Here is a 22,040-nt window from a genome sequence, read left to right on the forward strand (position 1 = left end):
GGGGACACCGCGCCATGACCGGTGAGTACGTGCCAGGACCGGTGCGGGACGGCGGTGTCCCCGCCGGGCGGCGATGACGGCGGCCACCGCACGCCTAACCGGTCGCGGCTGCTGACCCCCGTCGGGCGGGCGGCACGGTTTGCCCGGTCCACTTGCCGGGAACCCGGAGCGCGACGGCCAGTGCGGCGCCCGGGGGCGTCGCCCGAGGAACGGACGCCGACCGCGTATGACGGACCGACCGGCAGTCGCCACCACCGTGCCCGACCTGACGACCCTCACCCTCGGCGTCGAGGAGGAGTACCTGCTGCTGGACGCCACCACGGGGGAGAGCCTGCCCGTCGCCGACCGGGTGCTGGGCGGGCTGTCCGGAACCGCCCGGAACCAGAGTCGGCAGGAGTTCCGGCACAGCATGGTGGAAATGGTCACCCCGGTCTGCGCCGACCTGGCCGAGGTGCGCGAGCAGTTGGTGGCGCTGCGTCGCGCCGCCGCCGGGGCGGCCGAGGCGGCCGGCGCGCGGCTGGTGGCGGTGGGTGCCACCCCCGTTGTCGAGCCGCACCGGACGGTGCCGGACGAGCCTCGCTACCAGGCGATGTCGCGCCGGTTCGGCCCGGTCGCACACGACCCCGCCGTGTGCGGCTGCCACGTGCACATCGGGATTCCGGACCGCGAACTGGCCGTGCAGGTCTGCAACCACCTGCGGCCGTGGCTGCCGGTGGTGCAGGCCGTCACCGCGAACTCGCCACTGTACGACGGTCGCGACACCGGGCACGCCAGCTGGCGGTCGATGCAGCTGGAGCGTTGGCCCAGCATCGGGCCGACGCCGTACTTCGAGTCCGTCGCCGACTACGACCGCACCGTGGAGGAGCTGATCACCGCCGGCGTCATGCTCGACGCGGCGATGGTCTACTGGTACGCCCGCCCGTCGGCGGCGTACCCGACGGTGGAGATCCGCGTCGGTGACGTCTGCCCCACCGTGGACGACGCGGTGGCGGTCGCGGGGCTGGTGCGGGCGTTGGTCGCCACCATGGTCGACGACGTGCGCGCCGGGGTGCTGGCTCCCCGGTTCCGGGACTGCCTGCTCTCCGCCGCGCACTGGCGGGCCGCCCACGACGGCCTGGACGGCACTCTGATCGATCTGCGGTCCGGCAGGGCGCGCCCGGCGTGGGACGTGGTCGACGAGCTGTTCGCCACGGTGGCTCCCGCCCTGGTCCGCCACGGCGACCTGGACTACGTGCTGGGCCAGCTGACCCGGCTGCGCCACGAAGGCAACGGGGCGGCCCGGCAGCGCCGGGTGATGGCCCGCACCGACGGCGACGTCCGGGCGGTCCTGGACCACCTGGCCGCGCAGACCGTCGCGACCTGACCCTCTTCACGCGTCGGCCGGGTCCACCTCGGCCGCGCGGGCCACGGCGGCGGCGATGTCGTCCACCGTGTCCAACCCGACCGCGCCGTACAGGTCGATCTCGACGCCGTACGTCTGCTCGATCGCGTCGACCAGGCGCAGCAGGCCCAGCGAGTCGACGCCGAGCACCACGAGGGACTCCCCGGCGAGGGCGTCCTCGACCCCGACGACGCCCTCGGTCGCCTGGCTGACCAGTTCGGCGATGTGCCGCCGGTGCGTCGGCATGTCAGGACTCCTTCCCGGCCCGGCGGACGAGCTCGGCGATCTCGGCGATGGTGGGGGTGTCGAAGAACGCGTCCAGCGGCACCTCGACGCCGAGCCGCTGCTGGATCCGGCCGCTGATCCGGGTGACGGTCAGGGAGTGGCCGCCGAGGTCGAACAGGTCCTCGTGCACGCCGATGTCGGGAACCTTCAGCACCTCCTGCCAGATGAGGCGCAACTGTTCGACGAGGGGATCGGGCTCGGTGGCGGCGGGCTCCAGCGGCTGGTCCGCGTGGGGCGGCGGCTGGTCCGCGTGGAGCGGCGGCTGGTCCGCGCGGGGCGGCGGCTGGTCGGCGCGGGGTGCGGGCGGTGGCAGCGCCGACCGGTCCACCTTGCCGTTCGGGCCGATCGGCAGCCGGTCGAGGAACACCCAGTCGGCTGGGACCATGACCGGTGGCAGGGTCAGCGACAGGTGCTGGCGCAGCTCCGCCGGCGTGGCGGCCGCCCGGGCGGCCACCCAGGCCACCAGGCGCGTCCCGTCGGCGTCGCCGTCGTCGACGCCCGCGACGAGGGCGTCCGCGACCGCCGGGTGTTCCAGCAGCCGCGCGGCCACCTCTCCCGGCTCGATGCGGTGACCGCGGATCTTGACCTGGTCGTCGCTGCGGCCGAGGAACTCGATCCGGCCGTCCGGCAGCCACCGGGCCCGGTCGCCGGTGCGGTAGATCCGTCCGGCCGCCCGGCCGGACGGGTCGGGCAGGAACCGCTCGTCGGTCAGCTCGGGCGTGTTCAGGTATCCGGTCGCCAGACCGGCCCCGGCCAGGCACAGCTCCCCGGGTACGCCCACCGGCACCGGCCGCAGCCGGTTGTCGAGCACGTTGGCCCGCACGTTGGCCAGTGGCCGTCCGATGCTCACCTCGTCCGGATCGGGCGGGATCTCCGCCATGGTGGCGTAGATCGTCGCCTCGGTCGGGCCGTACCCGTTGAGCAGCCGGCCGACGCGGGCCCGCAGCTCGCGGGCCAGGGCGACGGGCAGCGCCTCTCCGCCGGTCACCGCGACCAGCGGCGCGGGGCCCGACGGCCCGGCGCCGAGCCCGGCCTCCAGCAGCACCCGCCACCCCGACGGGGTGGCCTGCGCGTGGGTCACGCCGGTGTCGCGGACCAGCCGCAGGATCCCGGCGCCGTCCAGCGCGCTCACCCCCGAGGCGACGACCACCCGGCCACCGGTGACCAGCGGCAGCCACAGCTCCACGCCGGAGATGTCGAACGCCAGGGAGGTCAGGTGCAGCCACCGGTGCCCGGGGTGGGAGTCCAGCAGGTCGCGCAGCGCGCACAGCAGGTTCACCAGCGAGTCGTGGCGTACCGCGACGCCCTTGGGTCGCCCGGTCGACCCGGAGGTGTAGAGCACGTAGGCGACGTCGCCCGGCGCGGCGGGCGGTGTGTCGGCGGACGAGCCGGCCGCGTCGACGGGCGACCCCGGACCGGTGCGGTCGGACAGGTCGGTGGGGCCGGGTACGTCCGTGCGGCCGGGCACGTCGGTGCGGTCGGCCAGATCGGTCGGGTCGAGCACGGGCCAGGTCCCGCCGAGCCGGGCGGCGACGGCCGGGGTGGCCACGACCAGCGCCGGATCGGCGTCGGCCAGCACCAGATCCTGCCGGGCCGCCGGGTGCTGCGGGTCGACCGGCACGTAAGCGGCCCGGCACCGCAGCACCGCCAGCAGCGTCACCACCGCCTGCCAGGACCGGTCGAGGGCGACCGCGACCCGGGCGCCCGGGGCGACACCGCGCTCACGCAGCAGGTCGGCCAGCCGCGCCCCGGCCGCGTCGAGGTCGGCGTAGGTCAGCGTCCGGTCGCCGTCGACCACGGCCACGGCCGCCGGATCGGCGCGCACGCGGGCGGTGATCAGCCCCGGCACGCCGCCGTCGAACGGGTACGTCCGCTCGGGACCGTGCCCCGCCCGCCGCACCCGGTCCTGCTCGTCGGCCGGCAGCACCGGCAGATCCACCACGTCCGCGTCCGGGTCGGCGACCGCGGCGGCCAGCAGGGTGCACAGGTGGCTGCCGATCCGGGCCACCGAGTCGGCGTCGAGGGCACGGGGGCTGTGCTGGAGGCTCACGGTGAGCCCGGTGGGGGCATCGACCACCTGGACGTGCAGCGCGTTGCGGGCCGCGCCGCAGAACACCGTCCAGTCGACCTCGCTGGACACTCCGGCGAAGGTGGGTTCCGCGCCGCGCCGGCGGTAGCCGACGGAGACGGGGGCGATCGCGGGTGCCGGGCGCAGCCCCGACACGGCGTGGCTCAGCGGCACCGACCGGAACCGGTTGAGCGCCCGCAGTTCCCGCCGGGCCGCGTGGGCGTACTCGCGGAGCGTGCCGGTGGGCGGCGCGACCCGGACGGGCAGTTCGTTGACGAACAGCCCGACGAGGTCGCCCTGGTCGGGGGTGCGGGTGGACAGCGTCACCCCCACCGCCGCGTCCCGGTTGCCGTACCGGTGCAGCAGCGCGTGCACCGCGCACAGCAGCAGTTCGAACCGGGTCACCCCGAGCTCCCGTGCCGCCCGGTCGACGCCGGCCACGAGGTCGGCGGGCAGGTCCAGGTCGACGCTCAGCCCCGGCTCGGCCCGCGTGGGCGTCTCGTGCAGCCCCGGCAGCACCACGTCGGCGGGGGCCGGTGGCCGGGCCCGCCAGTGGGCCCGGGCGGCCGGCAGTTCCCCGGCGACCCGGTCCCGTTCGGCGGCGGCGTGCCCCGGTTCGGGCAGCGGTGGCAGGTCCGCCGGCAGCCCGGCGACCGCCTGCCCGTAGGCCGCGGCGAGGTCGCGCACGAGCACGTCCTTGGACATGCCGTCGAAGACGAGGTGGTGGGCGGTGGCCAGCAGCAGGTGCCGGTCGTCGGCGGCGCTGAGCAGGACGAACCGTGCCAGCGGGCCGTCGTGCAGGTCGTGGGGGCGGGCCATCTCGGCGGCGACCCGCTCGTCGGTCAGCGCGCCGGAGGTCAGGGCCGGCCGTTGCGCCGCCGGGGCCAGCCGGGGCGTGCCGTCGTCGTCGGTGACCACCCGGGCACCGAGGAGGCGGTGCCGGGCGACCACCGCCGTGCAGGCCGCGGCCAGGGCGCGCCGGTCCAGTCCGGCGCCGAACCGGATGCCGACCGCCATGTGGTACGCGGTGCCGGCGGCCCCGGCCTGCTCGGTGAACCAGACGGCGTGCTGCGCGTAGGTGGCCTCGGCGGTGCCCACATGGTCTCCCTGGTGGTGTGTGGCGGTGGGGGCTGGTGGTGTGCGGTGGTGGGTCAGGTGTCGAACAGGCCGGTGAGCTGCCGCTTGAGGACCTTGCCGCCCGGATTGCGGGGTAGCCGGTCCAGCACCAGCAGCCGGGCCGGCAGTTGGTGGTCGGCGAGCCGGTCGACGAGGAAGCTGCGTAACGCCGGCAGGGTCAGCGCGTCCGCCGGCGCGGCGGATCTGGGTACCACCGCGGCGGCGACCGCCGAGCCGAGCACCGGGTGCGGCACACCGACCACCGCGGCCTGGGCGACGTACGGGTGCTCGTGCAGCGCAGCCTCGACCTCGAGGCTGGAGATCTTGAACGCCCCGGACTTGATGACGTCCTGGTGCCGGTCGGACAGGTAGAGGTAGCCGTCGGCGTCGAGCCGACCGATGTCGCCCATCCGCACCCAGCCGGCGCGGAAGGTGGCCCGGTTCGCGGTGTCGTCGCGGTAGTAGGCGCGGGCGTGCGGCGCGCGCAACCACACCTCGCCGGTCGTTCCGGCGGGCAGCGCCCGGCCCTCGGGATCGGCGACCATGAGCTGGCCGGCGACCGGCCTGCCGAGAGCGTCGGGCCGCTCCGGGTCGAAGATCATCGTGGTCTGGGCGGGGGCGGCCTCGGTCGAGGTGTAGTAGTTGACCACCGCCGCGGCCGGGAACGCCGCCGCCAGGCGGGACGCGACCGCCGGGGGCAGCGGCGCGGCGGTCGACCCGACCAGGTGCACCCCGGAGGTGTCCAGGCCCGCCAGTGCCCCCGAGTCGAGCAGTTCGATCGCGATCGCCGGGACGAGGAACACCGTGCCGGTGCCCGGTGCGCAGACCAGCCGGGCGAACCGGGCCGGTGTGAAGCGCGGCAGGGTCAGCGCCGTCGGCGCGGAGGTCAGGGCGTTGACCAGCATCGTCTGCCCGGCGTTGGTGCCGATCGGGAAGGCGTGCAGGAACCGCCGCGAGTGGGCCAGCGGTAGCCGGCGCGGGTGCCGGGGCGCGCCGGCGGTGAGGTTGGCGTGGCTGGCGGCCACCCCCTTCGGACGGCCGGTGGTGCCCGAGGTGTAGAGGATCTGGGCGAGGTCGCCGGGACGCCCCGGATGGTCGGCCGGCTCGGCGTTGCCGGCGCGCAGCTCGGGCAGGCCCCACGCGGCCGTGCCGGCCGGCAGCACCGGGACGTCACCCGCGTGCACGACGGCGGTCGCCTCGCAGTGCGCCAACGCGTACGCGAGCTGGCCCGGGGCCGCCCGGTCCGACAGCGGTACGGCGACCCCGCCGGCGCGCAGCACCCCGCAGTACGCCACGGCGTAGCCCGCCCAGTCCCGGCTGGCGAACACCAGTCCCACCCGGTCACCCGGTCGCACCCCCCGCTGTCGCAGGGCTCCCGCCACGGTGCCGGCGTCGGCCTGCCAGGCGGCGAAGGTGAGCGCGTCGACGCCGTGCACTTCGACCGCCACCCGGTCCGGGTGCAGGGCGGCCCGCCAGGCCAGCAGCTGCGGGACCGTACCGCCGACGGGCGGGCGGTGCGCCTCGGGTGGGCTCACGGCCGGTCACCGCCGGCGGTCGCGCGGGCCCGTCGGGTCTCGATGCCGACCAGGTCGTCCGGTGGCGCGTCGGGCACCTCGTCGTCGAAGCGGGCCAGCACCCGCGTCCGCAACGACACCAGGGCGGTCAGCCCGATGCACACGCCGAACACCACGTACAGCAGGCCGGTGCCCCGGCCCGGGCCGACGCCGATCACCGCGCCGACGGTGGGAGCCAGCGCGCCGCCGGGCTGCAGCAGCGGCTCCGCGTACCGGGCGGCCAGCGGCGCGATGACGCCCCAGCCCACCGGGAGGGTCGACCAGGCGACCATCTGGTTGAGCGCGAACACCCGGCCGTGGAACCGGGCCGGCACCTTGGTCTGGACGATGGTGTTGTAGACCCCGTTGACCACGCCCAACGCGAGGTACATCCCGAAGGCGCCCGCGCCGACCACCAGCAGGCTCGGGCGTAGCCCGGTGACCACGCAGGCGAGGGCGATGCCGAGGGTGCCGAGCAGCACCGCGCGCATCCGGTAGCGCCGGGGCCCACCCCAGACGAGCATGACCAGCCCGCCCACGGCGGCGCCCACGCCCCCGGTCAGCGCGATCCGGGCCACCTCGGCCAGGCCGGCGAAGCCGAGCACCAGCGGGGAGAGCAGGAACAGCGCCGGAAACAGGAACAGGTTCAGCGCCGCGAAGAAGCCCAGCATGGCCCGGAACTCCCGCCGTCGCAGCGCGTACCGCAGCCCGTTGACGATCTCCGCGCCGATGCCCTCGCGGCGACGCAGCGCCAGGGTCGCCGGGAACCGTACGGCCAGCAGCACGCCGATCGCGAACAGGTAGCTGACCACGTCGATGACCAGGATGCCGGCCAGTCCGACGGCGTCCAGCAGCGCCACCGCGATCAGCGGCACCATGAACTGGGTGAGTCCCGTCGCCGTCTGGGCCAGCCCGTTGGCGTGGCCGAGGAAGCGTTTGGGCACCAGCTGTGGCACCGCCGAGACGAACGCGATGCGCTGGAACGCCAGGGCGATCGACAGCCAGCCCACCAGCACGTAGAGGTGCCAGACCTGGGCCCGGTCGGTGAGCACCAGCCCCGCCGCGACCGCGATGGCGCTGCCGGCCGCCGTGCCGGCCAGCAGCAGCACCCGACGCCGGCTGGTGCGGTCGATCAACGCCCCCGCCAGCGGGGCCACCAGCAGCCCCGGCAGGAGTCCGACCACGGCGAACAGCGCGAAGCGCACCAGCGACCCGGTCTGCAGGTAGATCCACAGGGGGATCGCGAAGTTGGTCAGCGCCGTCCCCGTACCGGAGGTGATCTGGCCGGCCGCGACCAGGCCGAAGCGGCGCATGCTCGGCTGCGGGGCGCGGCGCGCGGGCCCGGCGACCCCGGGGTCCGCAGCCGCGAGGGATCCGCCGCTGCGGTCGGAGACGGCGGTGAGCTGCCACGCCGGGTCGGCGGACCCGGCGACGTCCGTGTCGGCGGGGGCATCGAGTCGCAGGTGTACGCGGGTGACGATCTCCGCCAGCTCGGCGGCCCGGTACTTGAGGAAGTAGTGCCCGCCCTCGTCGACCACGGCCAGCGCGGTCCGCGTGGAAAGGAAGTGCCACTCCCGGAACCGTTCCTCGTGGTATTCAGTGCTGCGGTCGGCCTCGCCGACGACCGAGATCACCGGTGCGCGCAGTGGGGTCACCCGCCGGCGCATCAGCTCGGTGAAGTACTCCTCGGAGACCTGCGCGTCGTGGCGCATCGCGCGGATCAGGAACGACATCTCCGACGTGGACAGGCTGCCCACGTTCGTGCCCTGCGCCTGCAACCAGGTCCGGTAGATCCGGTCGCTGCGGATGCGTTCGGCCAGCCGAAGCCGCAGCAGCGGGCCGAGCAGACCGCCGGCCGGGCGGCCGAACGGGAAGACGGCGCCCAGGTAGATCGCGTCGATGTCGCGGCCGGCCGCCTCCAGCCGGCGGGCCACCTCGACCGCCAGCGCGCCGCCGGGCCCGCAGTGGCCGTAGAGGATCAGCGGGCCGTCGACCCCGTCGAGGATCTCGGCGGCGACGCCGGTCGCCACCTCCTCGATCGGGGCCGGCTCGTCGGCCAGGCCGATGTCATGGCCCGGCATCGCCACCGACAGCAGCCGGTATCCGGCCGGCAGGGCGTCGGCGAGGGGCTGGTAGACTACCGCGCTGCCGCCGCCGTAGGGCACGCAGACCAGCGTGGCGGTCCGGGCACCCGGCGGTACGGGCGGCGTCAGCTCGTGCAGCAGCCCGCCCGGCCGGTCACCGGGCGCGGCCACCAGGGCGGCCAGGGCGCGGACGGTGCGGTGCCGGAACACGTCCATCACGCTGACCGTGGCGTCGGCACCGACGACGGCGGGGAGTTCCCGGCGCAGCCGGGCCACCACCTGCGTCGCCAGCAGCGAGTGCCCGCCGATGTCGAAGAAGTCGTCGGTGGCGCCCACCCGGGCCAGCCCGAGGACCTCCCGCCACACCCCGGCGACGAGTGTCTCCACCGGCCCGGTCGGCTCGACGTACCCGCCGGTGACCGGTTCGTCGGTGGGCTCGGGCAGTGCCCGCCTGTCGACCTTGCCGTGTTCCTGCAGCGGCAGCGCGTCCAGCCAGACGAACCGTTGCGGGACCATGTGCTCGGGCAGCCGCTCGGCGAGCACCCGGCGCAGCTCGGCGGGCGGTGGCGGGTCCGCGTCGGGGTGCCGTTCCAGCCAGGCGACGAGGCGGTCCGCGCGCAGGGCCGCCACGGCCTGCCGCACCGGGGGGCAGGCGCGCAGGGCGGCCTCCACCTCGCCCAGTTCCACCCGGTAACCCCGGATCTTCACCTGGTGGTCGCGGCGGCCGAGGAACATCAGCTGGCCGTCGGCATTCCATCGGCCCAGGTCGCCGGTGCGGTAGAGGCGGGCCCCGGGTGGCCCGTACGGGTCGGGCACGAACCGTTCGGCGGTGGCGCCGGGCCGGTGCAGGTAGCCCCGGGCGAGCCGGTCCCCGCCGATCATGATCTCGCCGGGCACCCCGACCGGCACGGGGCGCATCCGCTCGTCGAGCACGAGCACGCGGGCGTGCGGCAGGGGACGCCCGAGCGGCACCGGCCCCCGCGTCGGCCCGTCCGGTCGCACCCCGTACGTGGTGACGCCGACGGTCGCCTCGGTGGGTCCGTAGTGGTTGACCACCCGGCCCCGCCCCGCCGCCGCGAGGGCGGCCACGGAGTCCAGGTCGGACGCCTCCCCGCCGAGCAGCAGGGTGCGTCGGGGCACCAGCTCGCCGGGGGGCACCTCGGCGGCCAGGGCCGCCAGGTGCGACGGGGTGATCTTCAGGTAGTCGATGTGCTGGCGGCGCAGCTGGTCCGCCAGTTCCGCCCCGGTGCCCCGCCGGGGCAGCAGGTGCACCGTGCCGCCGGTCGCCAACGCCAGGTAGAAGATCGTGACGCTGAAGTCGAAGGCCATCGACTGGAGCAGCGCGTACCGGGCGGCGGGCACCACGCCGAGACGCTCGGCGACCCCGTCGAGGTAGCGCAGCACCGGCCGGTGCGGCACCGCCACCCCCTTGGGCGCGCCGGTGGAGCCGGAGGTGTAGATGACGTAGGCCAGGTGTTCGCCGGTGACATCGGTGTCCGGCGGGCTCGCCGGCAGCCCGGCGATGGCCCCGGCGTCGACGTCGAGCAGCGTCGGGGCCGGCCCGTCGGCGGGCAGCAGACCCCGCAGCGCCGCGGTGGTGACCACGTGCGCGGGCCGGGCGTCGGCGAGCACGAGGGCGAGTCGCCGGGTCGGCTGCTCCGGGTCCAGCGGCAGGTACGCCGCCCCGGACCGCAGCACGCCCAGCAGCGTCACCGCCAGCTCGGCCGACTGTTCCAGCAGCACCGCGACCACCCGGTCCGGGCCGGCACCCCGGGCGCGCAGGTGGTGGGCGAGGCGGTTGGCCCGCTCGTCGAGGTCCCGGTAGCTGACCGTGTCCGCGCCGCAGACCACCGCCGGCACGTCCGGCGTGGCGGCGACGTGCGGCACGATCAGGTCCGCGAGACTGCCCGCCCCCCGCGTCACGGGCTCGTCGGTGACCGGCGGGTCGGCGTCGGGGGTGCCGAGGGCCAGCATCCGGGCCCGCCCGGCGGTGTCGAGCAGCGCCAGGTCCACCACCGGTGTCCGCGGCCGGGCCACCGCGTCGCGCAGCAGGACACGGAGGCTGTCGGTCAGCCGCGCTACGGTGTCCGCGTCGAACAGGTCGGTGTTGTGCACGACCATGCCGCGCAGCCCGTCGTCGGTCTCACTGAGGTAGAACGCCAGGTCGAACCGGGCCACGGTGGTGTCGGCCCGCACTCCCTCGGCGGTCAGCCCCGCCGGCCACCGGCCTGCCGTGCGTTCGTAGTTCTGGAGGGTGAACAGCACCCCGAACACGGGCGTGCGGCTCACGTCGCGCGGCACGTTGAGGTCCTTCACCAGCCGCTCGAACGGGATCTCCTGGTGTGCCAGGGCCCGCACGACCGTGCCCCGGGTGCGCCGCAGCAGCGTGGCGAAGTCGGGCTCCCCGTCAGCCGCGGACAGGTCGGCCCGCAATGCCAGGGTGTTGAGGAACAGGCCGACCAGCCGCTCGGTGTCGGGCTCCACGCGACCGGCCACCGGAGACCCGATGGCGAAGTCGCGCTGCCCGCTGTGACGGAACAGCACCGCCTGCAGGCCGGCCAGCAGGGTCATGTAGAGCGTGGCACGGTGGGTGCGGCCGAGCCGGCGCAGGCCGTCGGTCAGTTCGGCGTCGAGGGCGAACCGGTGGGTGCCACCGGCGTACGACTGCACGGCCGGCCGGGGCCGGTCGGTGGGCAGGTCCAGCGCCGGCACTCCGGCCAACTCCCGCGTCCAGTACGCGAGTCCGGTGTCAGCGGCCGGGGCGGCCAGGCGCGCACGTTGACGCGCCGCGTACGCGAGGTAGCTGCCCACGGGCGACGCCGGTGCCTGGCCGCCGTCACGCAACGCGCCGTAGCCGGCGGCGAGTTCCGTCAGCAGGAGGTCCATCGACCAGCCGTCGCTGACGATGTGGTGCATGCCGAGGTGCAGCACGTGGTCGTCGTCGGCCAGCCGCACCACGAGGGCCCGCAGCAGCGGTGCCGTCCCCAGGTCGAAGGGGGTGCCGACGGCCTCGGCGACCAGCGCGTGCGCCCCGGTCATGTCCGCCGCGGCGGTGACCGTGAACGGCACCCGCACCGATTCGCGCACCCGTACGACGGGTTCGCCGCGCTCGTCCTCGGTGAACGCCATGCGCAGGCTGTCGTGCCGGGCGGCGACGGCGTCGAGGGCGGCGCGCAGCAGCACCGGATCGAGCGCGCCGCGCAGCCGCGAGGTGGCGTGTACGACGTATCCGGCAGTTCCGGGATTCAGTTGCTCGGTGAACCAGATCCGTTCCTGCCCGAACGACAATTCGGGCGTTGGTACGCTACGGGCAATACCGTCCTTCGGTGTAGTTTTGGGGGCGTCCCGGGTCGGTACGTCAACATTGGTCACACCGTTGGCCTTTTCCCCTCGTGGGCGGGCGGGCCCCGTATTCTGTCGGGTGTGGACGACGCAACGGAATGGCCTGAACGGCGCACCGGCAAGAGGCCAAACGATCGATTCACGTCGTAAACCGGCGTCGTACGGTCAGGAATGCGATTCGCCGACGCCGTCGTGCCCACCGAGTGGGCCACCGAAAAGCTCATCAATGCCGAGTTCCGGGGCGGGCGGACGCGGACCGCACCGCTGACCTGGGCCCAGCAGGTCATGTGGCGGGCCAGGGCGCGCAACCCGAACAACCACGTGTTCATGAACCTGCGGCGCACGGTGCCCGTCTCGCCCCGGGTGGCCGCCGGTCCGGACGCCGTCGCCCGGGCCGTCGGTGCCCTGGTCGGCCGCCACTCGTCCCTGCGGACCCGGGTCCGTGCCAGCGCCGACGGCCCGGTCCAGGAGGCCGCCGCCGCCGGGGTCCTGCCCCTGCTGGTGCTGCCGGGTGTCGACGACGGTGCGGCGGCGGCGCGGGCCGCGGCCACCCGGCTCGGCGACGTGGCCTTCGACCACGCCGACGAATGGCCGCTGCGGGTGGCACTGGTGCTGGTCGACGGGCGCGTCCGGCAGATCGTCGTGGTGTTCAGCCACTCCACCGTGGATGCCCACGCGGCGGAGGTCGTGCTGCGTGACCTGCGCCTGATCCTGCTGCGCGGCACCGTGCCCCACCCTGCGGGCCCACAGTCGGTGGACGTCGCCCTCGACCAGCAGGGCCCCGGGCGGCAGCGCTCCGACCGGGCCGTGGCGTACTGGCTGCGGCAGTTCGCCCGGCTGCCGTCCACACCGCTGACCCCCGTCGGACCGGGCCTCACCCCGCTCCTGCGCCGCGGCGTGCTGGTCTCCCCGGCCGCCGAGCGGGCCGCCCGCATCGTGGCCGCCCGGCACCGGGTCAGCTCGTCGGCGGTGCTGTTGGCGGCGATGACCGCCCTGGCCCGACGGGACCACCCGCCGGCGCTGTGCGGCATGTTCCCGATGGCACACAATCGCTTCCGGGTCGAGTACGCCCAGGCGGTGGCCAACCTGGGTCAGATCGGATTCTGTGTGGTCGATCTGGCTGACCGTCCGACATTCGCCGACATGTTGCCCCGGGTGTGGCGCGGTGCGCTCGACGGCTATCGGCACGCCGGCTATGAACCAGCCGCCCTGCGCGGGCGATTCGAGGCGGTGGGCCACGACTTCGACACTCTTTTCCTGCCCTACCACTACTTCAACGACGTACGCCTTTCCGGTGAGGTTGTCGAGAAAAAGACCGACGCGACGGAAAAGGAGTTGAGGGCTGAGTTGGACAAGAGCGAATTCTCCTGGACGAGGGGGCTGGAACGGGCGTCCTGGCACCTGCTGGCCCATGTGGTCGACGAGCCGGGCGCACTCGGGATCACCCTCACCGTGGACACCCGGTTCGTCGAGCCGGAAGCTGTGGAACCTTTCCTGCGGGACCTGGAGCGGCTGCTGGTCGAGGCGGCCCTGCGGGACGTGCCGTGGCCGTGGTCGCCGTCCCGCCCGGCCGGAACGGCGACCGCACCGCCGCGGCGCGTCGTCGACGAGGTGACCCCCGCCCACTTCGACGGCGGACGGGACCGCACCGGCCCGCTCACCTGGGGACAGCAGGCCATGTGGCGGGCCGTGGTGGAGTTCGAGTCCGCCCACAACAGCTTCCTCAACCTCCGTCGTACGTTGCCGCTGTCCCGCCGCGCCGACGTCGACGTGCCGCGTGCCGTACGGGCGTTGGGCACGCTCGTGGCCCGGCACGAGTCGCTGCGCACCCGGGTGCGCGTCGTCGACGGCCAACTGACCCAGGTCGCCTTCGGGCGGGGGGACCTGCCGGTGGCGGTGCACCACGTCGACGGCGACGGCGACCCGGACGGCCGTTCCGCCTCGGCGGCGCTCGCGGAGCGCCTGGGCGGCCCCCGGTTCGACCACGCCGCGCACTGGCCCCTGCGCGCCGGGCTGGTGGTGGTCGACGGCCGGGTCCGGCAGGTGGTGGTCGTGTTCAGCCACTCGACGGTGGACTTCCACGCCACCGAGACCCTCCTGCGGGAGCTGCGGCTGATCCTGCTGCGCGGTGCCGCGCCCGGTGAACCGGGACTCCAGTCGCTCGACGTCGCCCTGCGCGAGCAGGGGGTCGAGCAGCGTCGCTCCGACCGCTCGGTCGCCTCCTGGACTGAACGTTTCGCCCTCCTGCCGGCCGGTACGTTCACCACCCCGGGCACTCCCGCCGACCCGCGCTACCAGCGGGGTTCCCTGGTCTCACCGGCCCTCGACGCCGCCCTGCGGATCCTCGCGGCCCGACACCGGGTCAGCACCGCCACGGCCCTGCTGGCCGGTGCCGTCGCCGTGCTCGGTGACGGGCAGGACAGCTGCGGCGTGTTCACCATGGCCCACAACCGGTTCCCCCCGGGGTACGCCGACGCGATCAGCAAGCTCAACCAGATCGGGCTGTGCCGGGTCGACCTGACCGGGCGTCCGGACCTGGCCGACCTGCTCACCCGGACGCACCGCGCCGGCCTGGAGGCGTACCGGCACGCCTACTACGACCCGGCGGCCATGACCCGGGCGTTCGCCGAGGCCGGTCACGACTACGCCACCGCGCTGGCCCCGTACTGCTTCTTCAACGACATCCGGCTGCCCGACGGTCGGGGGGCCCCGGCGCCGGTGCCGCCCGTCGCCGGTCCGCTCGCCGCCCCGGTCGGGTCGCGGGTGACCGGAGCCGGGCCCGGCTCCGCCGGGGTGGTCGCTGTCCGGGCGCTCGCTGACGGGTCGCGGGCCGCCGCGACCGGCAGCACGTTCACCTGGTTGCCGCCGCTGGAACGGTTCGCCTGGCGCTGCCGGATCCAGGTGGTCGACGCGCCGGGGGCGGTGGAGTTGGTGGTCACCGCCGACACCGCGTACCTGCCCGCCGCGCGGGCCGAGCGGTTGCTGCACGCGATCGAGGCAATGGTGGTCGGAGCCGCCGGCAGCGGGCGGGCTGACCCGGTCCGGGTCTGGTAGCGGGCGGGCTGACCCGAACCGGGTCCGGCGGCGGGTCCGGTGGGCCACAATCGGGGCGCGTCGGTCGTCGCGCGAGCGGCGACTGTTCCGAGTGCGGAAGGTGGTCCCCGACCCGTGGCCCCAGGCGTCGAGCGGTCGTCCCGGTCGGCGTCCCTGCGGGTGGCGCGGATCGTGACGGAGGTGTTCGCCCCGGCGGTGCTGGCGGCCGTCATGTCCCTGGTGGTGGCGTTGCACAGCACCGCGCCGGCCGTCGGGGCCGGCCTCGGCTGGGGGCTGCTGGCGGTGCTGTTCTGCTCGGCGGTGCCGTACGTGGTGATCTGGTGGGGCGTACGACGGGGCCGGCTGACCGACCACCACATCGGCGTGCGGGAGCAGCGCCGCGGCCCCCTGGCCTGGGGGATGGTGTCGGTGCTCGCCGGGCTGGCCACCCTGGTCGCGCTGGGTGCGCCCCGGCCACTGGTGGCGATGGTGGTCGTGATGTCCGCCGTGCTGCTGGTCGTCAGCGCGGTCAACCAGACGTGGAAGCTCAGCGCCCACGCGGCGGTGGCGGCCGGCTCGGCGGCGGTGCTGGTCGTGGTGTTCGGGCCGGCGCTGCTGGCCCTGGTGGGGCTGGTCGGGCTGGTGGGCTGGTCGCGGGTGCGGCTGGCCGACCACACCCCGGCGCAGGTGTTGGCCGGCGCGGTGGCGGGAGCGGCGGTCGCGACGCCGGCGTTCGTCCTGCTGGCCTGACCGGCGACCCGTCAGCGCGGGTGACGGCGGCGGCTCAGCCACTCCCGCGACGGGCGGGTGTTGAGGGCCCACAGCACCCAGGCCAGCAGCGCGAGACCGACGACGGTGATCGCGCCGAACAGGCCGAGCGACGCCGCGGCCAGCAGACCCGCCAGGGCGTACGCGGGGAAGGGTGCCCAGGCGCGACGGGCGGCCAGCGCTCCCGCGACCACCGCGCACGCCACGGCGAGGACGGCGAAGAACGCGGTCGCGCCGAGCGACCCGTCGGCGAGCAGCCGGTGCGCGAACGCCAGGGCGAACAGCAGGGCCAGCACGGCGAAGGTGAGCACGGTGATCCGGAGGGTGCCGGGCATCGGGCGTCCGTACCCGCCCCGGGACCAGCGCACGGCCATGGCGACAACGATGGTCCTCGATCGGCTGGGCGGGGCGCCCTGTGTCGGGAACCCGACAGTGACGGTCGGGGGTCACCGGATGCCGTGGGTCTGGAGCCACAGTTCCAGCAGGCCGAGCTGCCACAGCTTGTTGCTCCCGGCCGCCGCCTGCGCCTGCTCCGGTTCGGCGAGCAGACGCGCGACGTACTCCGGCCGGAACAGCCCGCGCTGCCGCGCGGCCGACGCGCGCAGGGCCTCGGTGACGAGGTGCCGCACCGGGCCGTCGACGTTACGCAGGGCCGGCACCGGGAAGTAGCCCTTCGGGCGGTCGACGACCTCCGGGGGCAGCACCTCCCGGGCGACCCGCTTGAGGATCCCCTTGCCGCCCGCGTCGACCTTGTGCGCGGGCGGGCAGGCCGCGGCGAGGGCGACCAGGTCCTGGTCGAGGAACGGCGTGCGCACCTCCAACCCCCAGGCCATGCTCATGCTGTCGACCCGCTTGACCGGGTCGTCGGGCAGCATGAGGTGGGTGTCCAGACGCAGCACGGCGTCCAGCGCGGTGTCCGCGCCGGGTGCGGCCAGGTGTGCGGCCACCAGCTCGGTGCTGACGTCGGTGTCGGCGGCGTACGCGGGGTGGACCACCCGCAGCAGCTCGGCGTGGTCCCGGTCGAAGAACGCCCCGGCGAAGGTGTCCCCGGTCCGCTCGCGCGGCACCGTGGCCAGCGGCTGGTGGTAGCCGTACCCGGCGAAGACCTCGTCGGCGCCCTGCCCGGACTGCGCGACCTTGACGTGCCGCGACACCTGCTCGGAGAGCAGGTGGAAGGCGACCACGTCGTGGCTGCCCATCGGCTCGGTCATCGCGGCCACGGTGGCCCGTACCGCCGGGACCAGGTCGTCGTCGGCGAGCCGGATCCGGTGGTGGTCGGTGGCGAACGCGCGGGCCACCCGGTCGGAGTAGTGGAACTCGTCGCCGGTCTCGCCGGTGCGACTGTCGAAGCCGATGCTGAAGGTCTGCAGGTGATGCTGGCCCGCCTCGGCGAGCAGCGCCACGATCAGGCTGGAGTCGAGACCGCCGGAGAGCAGGACGCCCACCGGCACGTCGGCCACGAGCCGCCGGCGTACCGCGGTGCGCAGCGCGTCGCCGATCAGCGCCTGCCAGTCCCGGACGCCCAGCTGTTCCCGGCCCCGATCGCGGACGTAGTCGGGCCGCCAGTAGACGCGTTCGCGGCTGCGCCCGTCGGCCTCCACCACCCGTACGGTCGCCGGTGGCAGTTTGCGCACTCCGCGCAGGATGGTGCGGGGGGCCGGCACGATCGAGTGCCAGGACAGGTAGTGGTGCAGCGCCACCGGGTCGATGGTGGTGTCCACGTCCCCGCCGCGCAGCAGGGCGGGCAGGGTGGAGGCGAAGCGCAGCCGGCCCGGTGTCTCGGCGAGGTAGAGCGGTTTGACGCCGAGCCGGTCGCGTGCCAGCACCAGCCGCCGCCGGGCCCGGTCGACGATCGCCACGGCGAACATGCCGACCAGTCGGTCGACGAAGTCCTCACCCCACTGCGCGTAGGCCATCAGGATGACCTCGGTGTCGCTGGTGGAGCGGAAGGTGTGCCCGGCGGCCCGCAACTGATCGCGCAGCTGCGGATAGTTGTAGACGCAGCCGTTGAAGACCAGCGCCAGCCCGAGGTCCTCGCGGACCATCGGCTGGGCCCCCGCGTCGGACAGGTCGATGACGGTCAGCCGGCGGTGGCCGAGGGTCACCCACTCGTCGCTCCACAGGCCGCCGCCGTCGGGGCCACGGGAGCGCATGGCCTCGGCGATGCGGGCGACCGCGTCGGTGTCGGGTGGCACGCCGTCGAAGCGCGCCTCCCCGCCGATGCCGCACACGCTCAGCGCCCACCGGGCTCGCGGGACACCGGACCCACCGACACCACTCCTGTCGTCGACCGTCGCGGACCGCCCGGCTCGGCGGTCGGAGTCCCGTCGCAGGACGGGCCGCTGGGCTACCCGCCCACCCCAGCGACAAACCCCCACCCGGGCCCCGTCCGGGACGCGGGCCGCGCCGACCGACCCGGTCGTCTCGAAACCGTCTCGTAATCGTCTCAGAATCAGCGGATCAGGACAGGGTGGTCTGGTTCAGGTGGCGGTAGACGGTCGCGCGGGACACGCCCAGGGCCGAGGCGATCTCGTCAGCCGAGTGGGTGCCCGCCGCGTGCATCCGCCGGGCGGCCTCGACCTGCTCCGGTTCCAGCGTCCTGGGGCGCCCCGGCCGTCGCCGCCCGGTGCCCCCGGGCACGGGAGCCCGCGACGGCGGGTCGGCGAGGAGGCGGCGGGCGCCGTCGAGCATGTCGGCGCGCAGTGCCTCCGGCGGAATGTCGAGGAAGAACACCACCGGATCGCTGCACATGGCGATCGCCTGCACCGCGCGGACGCGTTCCCGGCGCCCGGCGTCCGGCCCGGCGGCGATCTCGTTGGCCCGCAGCGCCACCCGCATCAACCGCTGGTACGTGGCGCCCCGGCCGATCAGCGTGATGTCGTGGAAGAGGGTGCCCAGTGGTCGACGGTGCGCCAGGAGCGTGTCGACCCAGCCCTCCAGCAGCGCCCACCGGGCCCGCTGCGGCGGCAGTGTCCCGACCTCGTCCAGCAGCCTTTCCAGGTCACCGAGCAGCGGTTCCACCAGGGCGGCGACGAGCTGTTCCTTGCTGGGGAAGTGGTAGAGGATCGCCGCCTTCGTCAGCCGTAGCCGCTCGGCGATCTGGCGCAGCGAGGTGCGCTGGTAGCCCTGTGCGGCGAACAGGTCCAGGGCGGCCCGCAGGATCCTGCTGCGGGTGTCGTCGGGGGCCTCGCCGGTCATGCGTGCAGCGTATCCCGTCCTGACCGACGGTATTGAACTGACTGACCGATGGTCAGTACGATGCGGGGGTCCGCACCGGCCGCGGCAGGAGGACCCATGCCCGTCATCGCCATCGAGAACCTCGTGAAGACCTTCGGCGCGTTCCGCGCGCTGGACGGCCTCGCGCTCCGGGTCGAGCCGGGGGAGGTGCACGGGTTCCTCGGGCCGAACGGCTCCGGCAAGTCCACCACCATCCGGATCCTGCTCGGACTGCTGCGTCGCGACTCCGGTCGGGTGAGTCTGTTCGACGCCGACCCCTGGCGGGACGCGGTCGCGCTGCACCGCCGCCTGGCGTACGTGCCCGGCGACGTGAACCTGTGGCCCAACCTCTCCGGGGGCGAGGCCATCGACCTGCTCGGCGCGCTGCGCGGCGGGCTCGACCCGCGCCGCCGGGACGAGCTGCTGGACCGCTTCGACCTCGATCCGACGAAGAAGTGTCGCGCCTACTCCAAGGGCAACCGCCAGAAGGTCGCCATCGTCGCCGCCTTCGCCTCCGACGTCGAGCTGTACGTGCTCGACGAGCCGACGTCGGGCCTGGACCCGCTGATGGAGGCCGTCTTCCAGGAGGAGGTCCGCCGGTCGACCCGCGACGGCGCCACGGTGCTGCTGTCCAGCCACGTGCTCGCCGAGGTGGAGGCGCTGTGCGACCGGGTCAGCATCATCCGGGAGGGCCGCACCGTCGAGTCGGGCAGCCTGACCGAGCTGCGTCACCTCGCCCGCACGACGGTGACCGTGGCCACGGCCAGGCCACTGACGGGCCTGGACGCCCTGCCCGGGGTGCACGAGGTCCGCGAGGTCGACGGACGCATCCGGCTGGAGGTCGAACCCGCCCACCTCGACGCGCTGCTCGGCCACCTCGTCGGCTTCGGCGTGCGGGCCCTCACCAGCGCCCCACCCACCCTCGAGGAGCTGTTCCTGCGCCACTACGGCCCGAACGGCACCGACGACACCACGGCCGACGGGGGCGCCGCGCGGTCCGGAGGAACCACCGCACGCGACGGTGGCCCGGCGGCCCGGAAGCAGGGGCGATGAACACGTTCGCCGGCACCGGCCGGCTCGCCCGACTCGCGCTGCGTCGCGACCGCGTCCGGCTGGCGGTGTGGGTGCTCGGCACGCCGCTGCTCGGCTACGCCCTGGCCGAGAGCGTCGCGGGCGTCTACCCCGACGAGCGGACCCGCGTCGGGTACGCCGAGACGGCGGCCAGCAGTCTCGTCGCCCGCGCGTTCAACGGGCCGGTCGCCGGCACGGATCCCGGTGCGGTGGTGGTGGCCGAGACCTACGTCACCCTGGCCCTGCTCGCCGCCCTGCTGAGCACGTTCGCCGTGGTGCGGCACACCCGGCAGAACGAGGAGACCGGTCGTGCCGAACTGCTCGGCGCGGCGGTCGTCGGCCGGTACGCCCTGCTGACGGCCGCGTTGACGGTCGTGGTCGGCGCGAACGTGCTCACCGCCGCACTGCTCGCGGTCGCCCTGGCCGGCACCGGCCTGCCGCTGGCCGGCGCGGTGGCCGCGGCGGCGGCGGTCGGCGGTGTCGGCGTCGCCTTCACCGGCCTCGCCGCGGTGACCGCCCAGCTGTCGGTCACCGCGCGGGGGGCCAACGCCCTCGCCGCCGCCACGGTCGGGCTCGCCTTCGTGCTGCGGGCGGCCGGCGACGTGCTCGGCGAGCGCAGTGCCGACGGTCTGCGGGTAACCAGCGCCTGGCCGTCCTGGTTGTCACCGCTGGGCTGGGGCAACCAGGTCCGCCCGTTCGGCGGCGAACGCTGGTGGGTGCTCGCCCTGCCGGTGGCGCTGCTGGCGGCCGGTGTCGCCGTGGCCTACCTGCTCGCCCGGCGGCGCGATCTCGGGGCGGGGCTGCTGGCCGCCCGCCAGGGTCCGGCCCGCGCCGAACCCGGGCTGCTCGGCCCGGCCGGGCTGACGTGGCGGCTGCACCGGGGTGCGCTGGCCGGATGGGCGGTCGCGGTGGCGCTGCTCGGGTTCTCCATGGGGCTGGCCGGCGACGAGGTGGACGACATGATCGCCGAGAATCCCGCGGCGGCTGAGGCGATCGCCCAGCTCGGCGGGGGCGCGGACCTCGTCGACGCCTACCTGGCGGCCATCCTGGGGCTGTTCGCGCTGGCCATCGGGGCGTACGTCGTGCAGGCGCTGCTGCGCACGCGCGGCGACGAGGCCGACGGGATCCTGGAGGTGGCGCTGGCCACGGCGGTGAGCCGCACCCGTTGGCTCACCACCCAGGTGTCGGGTGCGGTGCTGGGCGCGTTCGCGCTGGTGCTGCTGGCCGGCCTGACCACCGGGCTCGGGTACGGGCTGCTCGCCGGTGACCCGCTCGGCCGGGCCGTCGCGCTCGGCGCGGCGGCGCTGGTGCGGCTGCCCGCGCTGCTGGTGGTCGCCGGTGTGGTGACGGCGTTGTTCGGGCTGGCGCCACGCTGGTCGGCGGTGGCGAGTTGGGCGGCGCTGATCGGGTTTCTGCTGCTGGGGCAGCTCGGCGCGGTGCTCGAACTGCCCCAGGTGGCGCTGAACCTGTCGCCCTACACCCACGTGCCGTCCGTGCCCTCGGTCGACCCGGCGGCGCTGCCGATGGTGGTGCTCACCACGGTGGCTGTCCTGCTGCTCGCCGTGGGGGTGGTGGGCTTCCGTCGTCGCGACGTGTCGGCCTGAACCGGACCGCCTCCGCGCTCACCCGTGCCGGCCGGCCCACCCGGCCGGGCCGAACGGATCAGGAGCGGCGGCGTCGGGGGCTGGCGACATGCAACGCGTTGCAGACGTCGACCACCCCCGGCACGTCCCACGCCAGCTCGCCGGCCGCCCGGCGGGACTCCGGCCCGCCGACCTGTCCGCTGAGGATGACGACCTGGTTCTGCACCAGGACCGTGATCTGTTGACGCCGGGTCGACCAGTCGGCCGCCAGCCGTTGCGCGACCAGGGCGGCGAGCCGGACGTCCTCGTCGTGGTGCTCGGGCTGGTCCCACACCGCGCGGAACGAGTTGTCGTCGGGGTAGGGCCAGGGCCAGGGCAGCACCACGGTGGGGGTCTCCTTCTGGTCGGGGTCGACCTCGCCGACGCCCAACGTCCGCGGCCATCCGCCGGCGCCGGTCGCCTGGCCCCCCACCCTGGGCAACGACCGTGGAGTCGACCGCACGGTTGCGTGACAGTTGAGTGACAGATGCCGGCGCGCGG

The 22,040-nt window shown here is 74.9% G+C and carries 13 protein-coding genes; 5 read left to right on the forward strand and 8 right to left on the reverse strand.

From position 1 onward, the window contains the following. Positions 1–226: 226 nt before the first annotated feature. A complete protein-coding gene (locus GA0070616_RS24860; RefSeq protein WP_091088158.1) occupies positions 227–1,363 on the forward strand; it encodes a carboxylate-amine ligase in 1,137 nt (378 codons plus the stop codon). A 6-nt stretch (positions 1,364–1,369) separates the two neighbouring features. Here GA0070616_RS24860 and GA0070616_RS24865 read toward each other — a convergent pair whose 3' ends face one another. From GA0070616_RS24865 to GA0070616_RS24880, 4 genes are read right to left on the reverse strand one after another with little or no spacing between them, the layout of a single operon-like run. Then, positions 1,370–1,627, reverse strand: a complete 258-nt coding sequence (locus GA0070616_RS24865) for an acyl carrier protein (RefSeq protein ID WP_091088161.1) — start codon at positions 1,625–1,627, stop codon at positions 1,370–1,372. Between the two features lies 1 nt (position 1,628). Beyond that, a complete protein-coding gene (locus GA0070616_RS24870; RefSeq protein WP_217628235.1) occupies positions 1,629–4,832 on the reverse strand; it encodes a non-ribosomal peptide synthetase in 3,204 nt (1,067 codons plus the stop codon). A 53-nt stretch (positions 4,833–4,885) separates the two neighbouring features. Beyond that, positions 4,886–6,385: a class I adenylate-forming enzyme family protein gene (locus tag GA0070616_RS24875; RefSeq protein ID WP_091088165.1), complete on the reverse strand. Its 1,500-nt coding sequence runs from the start codon at positions 6,383–6,385 to the stop codon at positions 4,886–4,888. Then, positions 6,382–11,775 (reverse strand): non-ribosomal peptide synthetase/MFS transporter, encoded by a 5,394-nt coding sequence (locus GA0070616_RS24880; protein ID WP_091088169.1) that lies wholly within the window; start codon positions 11,773–11,775, stop codon positions 6,382–6,384. Before GA0070616_RS24880 ends, GA0070616_RS24875 begins: the two co-directional genes overlap by 4 nt. Positions 11,776–12,000: 225 nt before the next feature. Here GA0070616_RS24880 and GA0070616_RS24885 point away from each other — a divergent pair, with 225 nt between their 5' ends. Together GA0070616_RS24885 and GA0070616_RS24890 are read left to right on the forward strand one after the other, a co-directional pair. Further along, positions 12,001–14,883: a condensation domain-containing protein gene (locus GA0070616_RS24885; protein ID WP_091088172.1), complete on the forward strand. Its 2,883-nt coding sequence runs from the start codon at positions 12,001–12,003 to the stop codon at positions 14,881–14,883. Positions 14,884–15,093: 210 nt separating this feature from the next. Continuing rightward, positions 15,094–15,612, forward strand: coding sequence for a hypothetical protein (locus tag GA0070616_RS24890; RefSeq protein ID WP_245713031.1), 519 nt, complete (start codon positions 15,094–15,096; stop codon positions 15,610–15,612). A gap of 11 nt (positions 15,613–15,623) precedes the next feature. Here GA0070616_RS24890 and GA0070616_RS24895 read toward each other — a convergent pair whose 3' ends face one another. The 3 genes from GA0070616_RS24895 to GA0070616_RS24905 all read right to left on the reverse strand — a co-directional run bounded on the left by GA0070616_RS24895 (position 15,624) and on the right by GA0070616_RS24905 (position 18,828). Further along, a complete protein-coding gene (locus GA0070616_RS24895; protein ID WP_245712889.1) occupies positions 15,624–15,965 on the reverse strand; it encodes a hypothetical protein in 342 nt (113 codons plus the stop codon). A 111-nt stretch (positions 15,966–16,076) separates the two neighbouring features. Continuing rightward, the gene (locus tag GA0070616_RS24900; RefSeq protein ID WP_091088184.1) at positions 16,077–17,861 is read right to left on the reverse strand and encodes an N-acetylglutaminylglutamine amidotransferase; all 1,785 of its coding nucleotides are present in this window, start codon (positions 17,859–17,861) and stop codon (positions 16,077–16,079) included. A 229-nt stretch (positions 17,862–18,090) separates the two neighbouring features. Beyond that, positions 18,091–18,828 (reverse strand): TetR family transcriptional regulator, encoded by a 738-nt coding sequence (locus GA0070616_RS24905; RefSeq protein WP_091088187.1) that lies wholly within the window; start codon positions 18,826–18,828, stop codon positions 18,091–18,093. 96 nt (positions 18,829–18,924) lie between these two features. Here GA0070616_RS24905 and GA0070616_RS24910 point away from each other — a divergent pair, with 96 nt between their 5' ends. Next, positions 18,925–19,899: an ABC transporter ATP-binding protein gene (locus GA0070616_RS24910; RefSeq protein ID WP_091088190.1), complete on the forward strand. Its 975-nt coding sequence runs from the start codon at positions 18,925–18,927 to the stop codon at positions 19,897–19,899. Beyond that, complete coding sequence (locus GA0070616_RS24915; RefSeq protein WP_091088193.1) at positions 19,896–21,521, forward strand: ABC transporter permease; 1,626 nt, start codon at positions 19,896–19,898, stop codon at positions 21,519–21,521. The genes GA0070616_RS24910 and GA0070616_RS24915 overlap by 4 nt, the downstream gene beginning before the upstream one ends. A gap of 58 nt (positions 21,522–21,579) precedes the next feature. Here the strand turns inward: GA0070616_RS24915 and GA0070616_RS24920 are convergent, their stop codons facing one another. Next, positions 21,580–21,879 carry a BON domain-containing protein gene (locus GA0070616_RS24920; RefSeq protein WP_091091567.1) on the reverse strand — a complete coding sequence of 100 codons (300 nt, stop codon included), beginning with the start codon at positions 21,877–21,879 and terminating at the stop codon, positions 21,580–21,582. Positions 21,880–22,040 lie beyond the last annotated feature (161 nt).

The sequence above is a fragment of the Micromonospora nigra genome (assembly GCF_900091585.1).
Lineage (GTDB): Bacteria > Actinomycetota > Actinomycetes > Mycobacteriales > Micromonosporaceae > Micromonospora > Micromonospora nigra.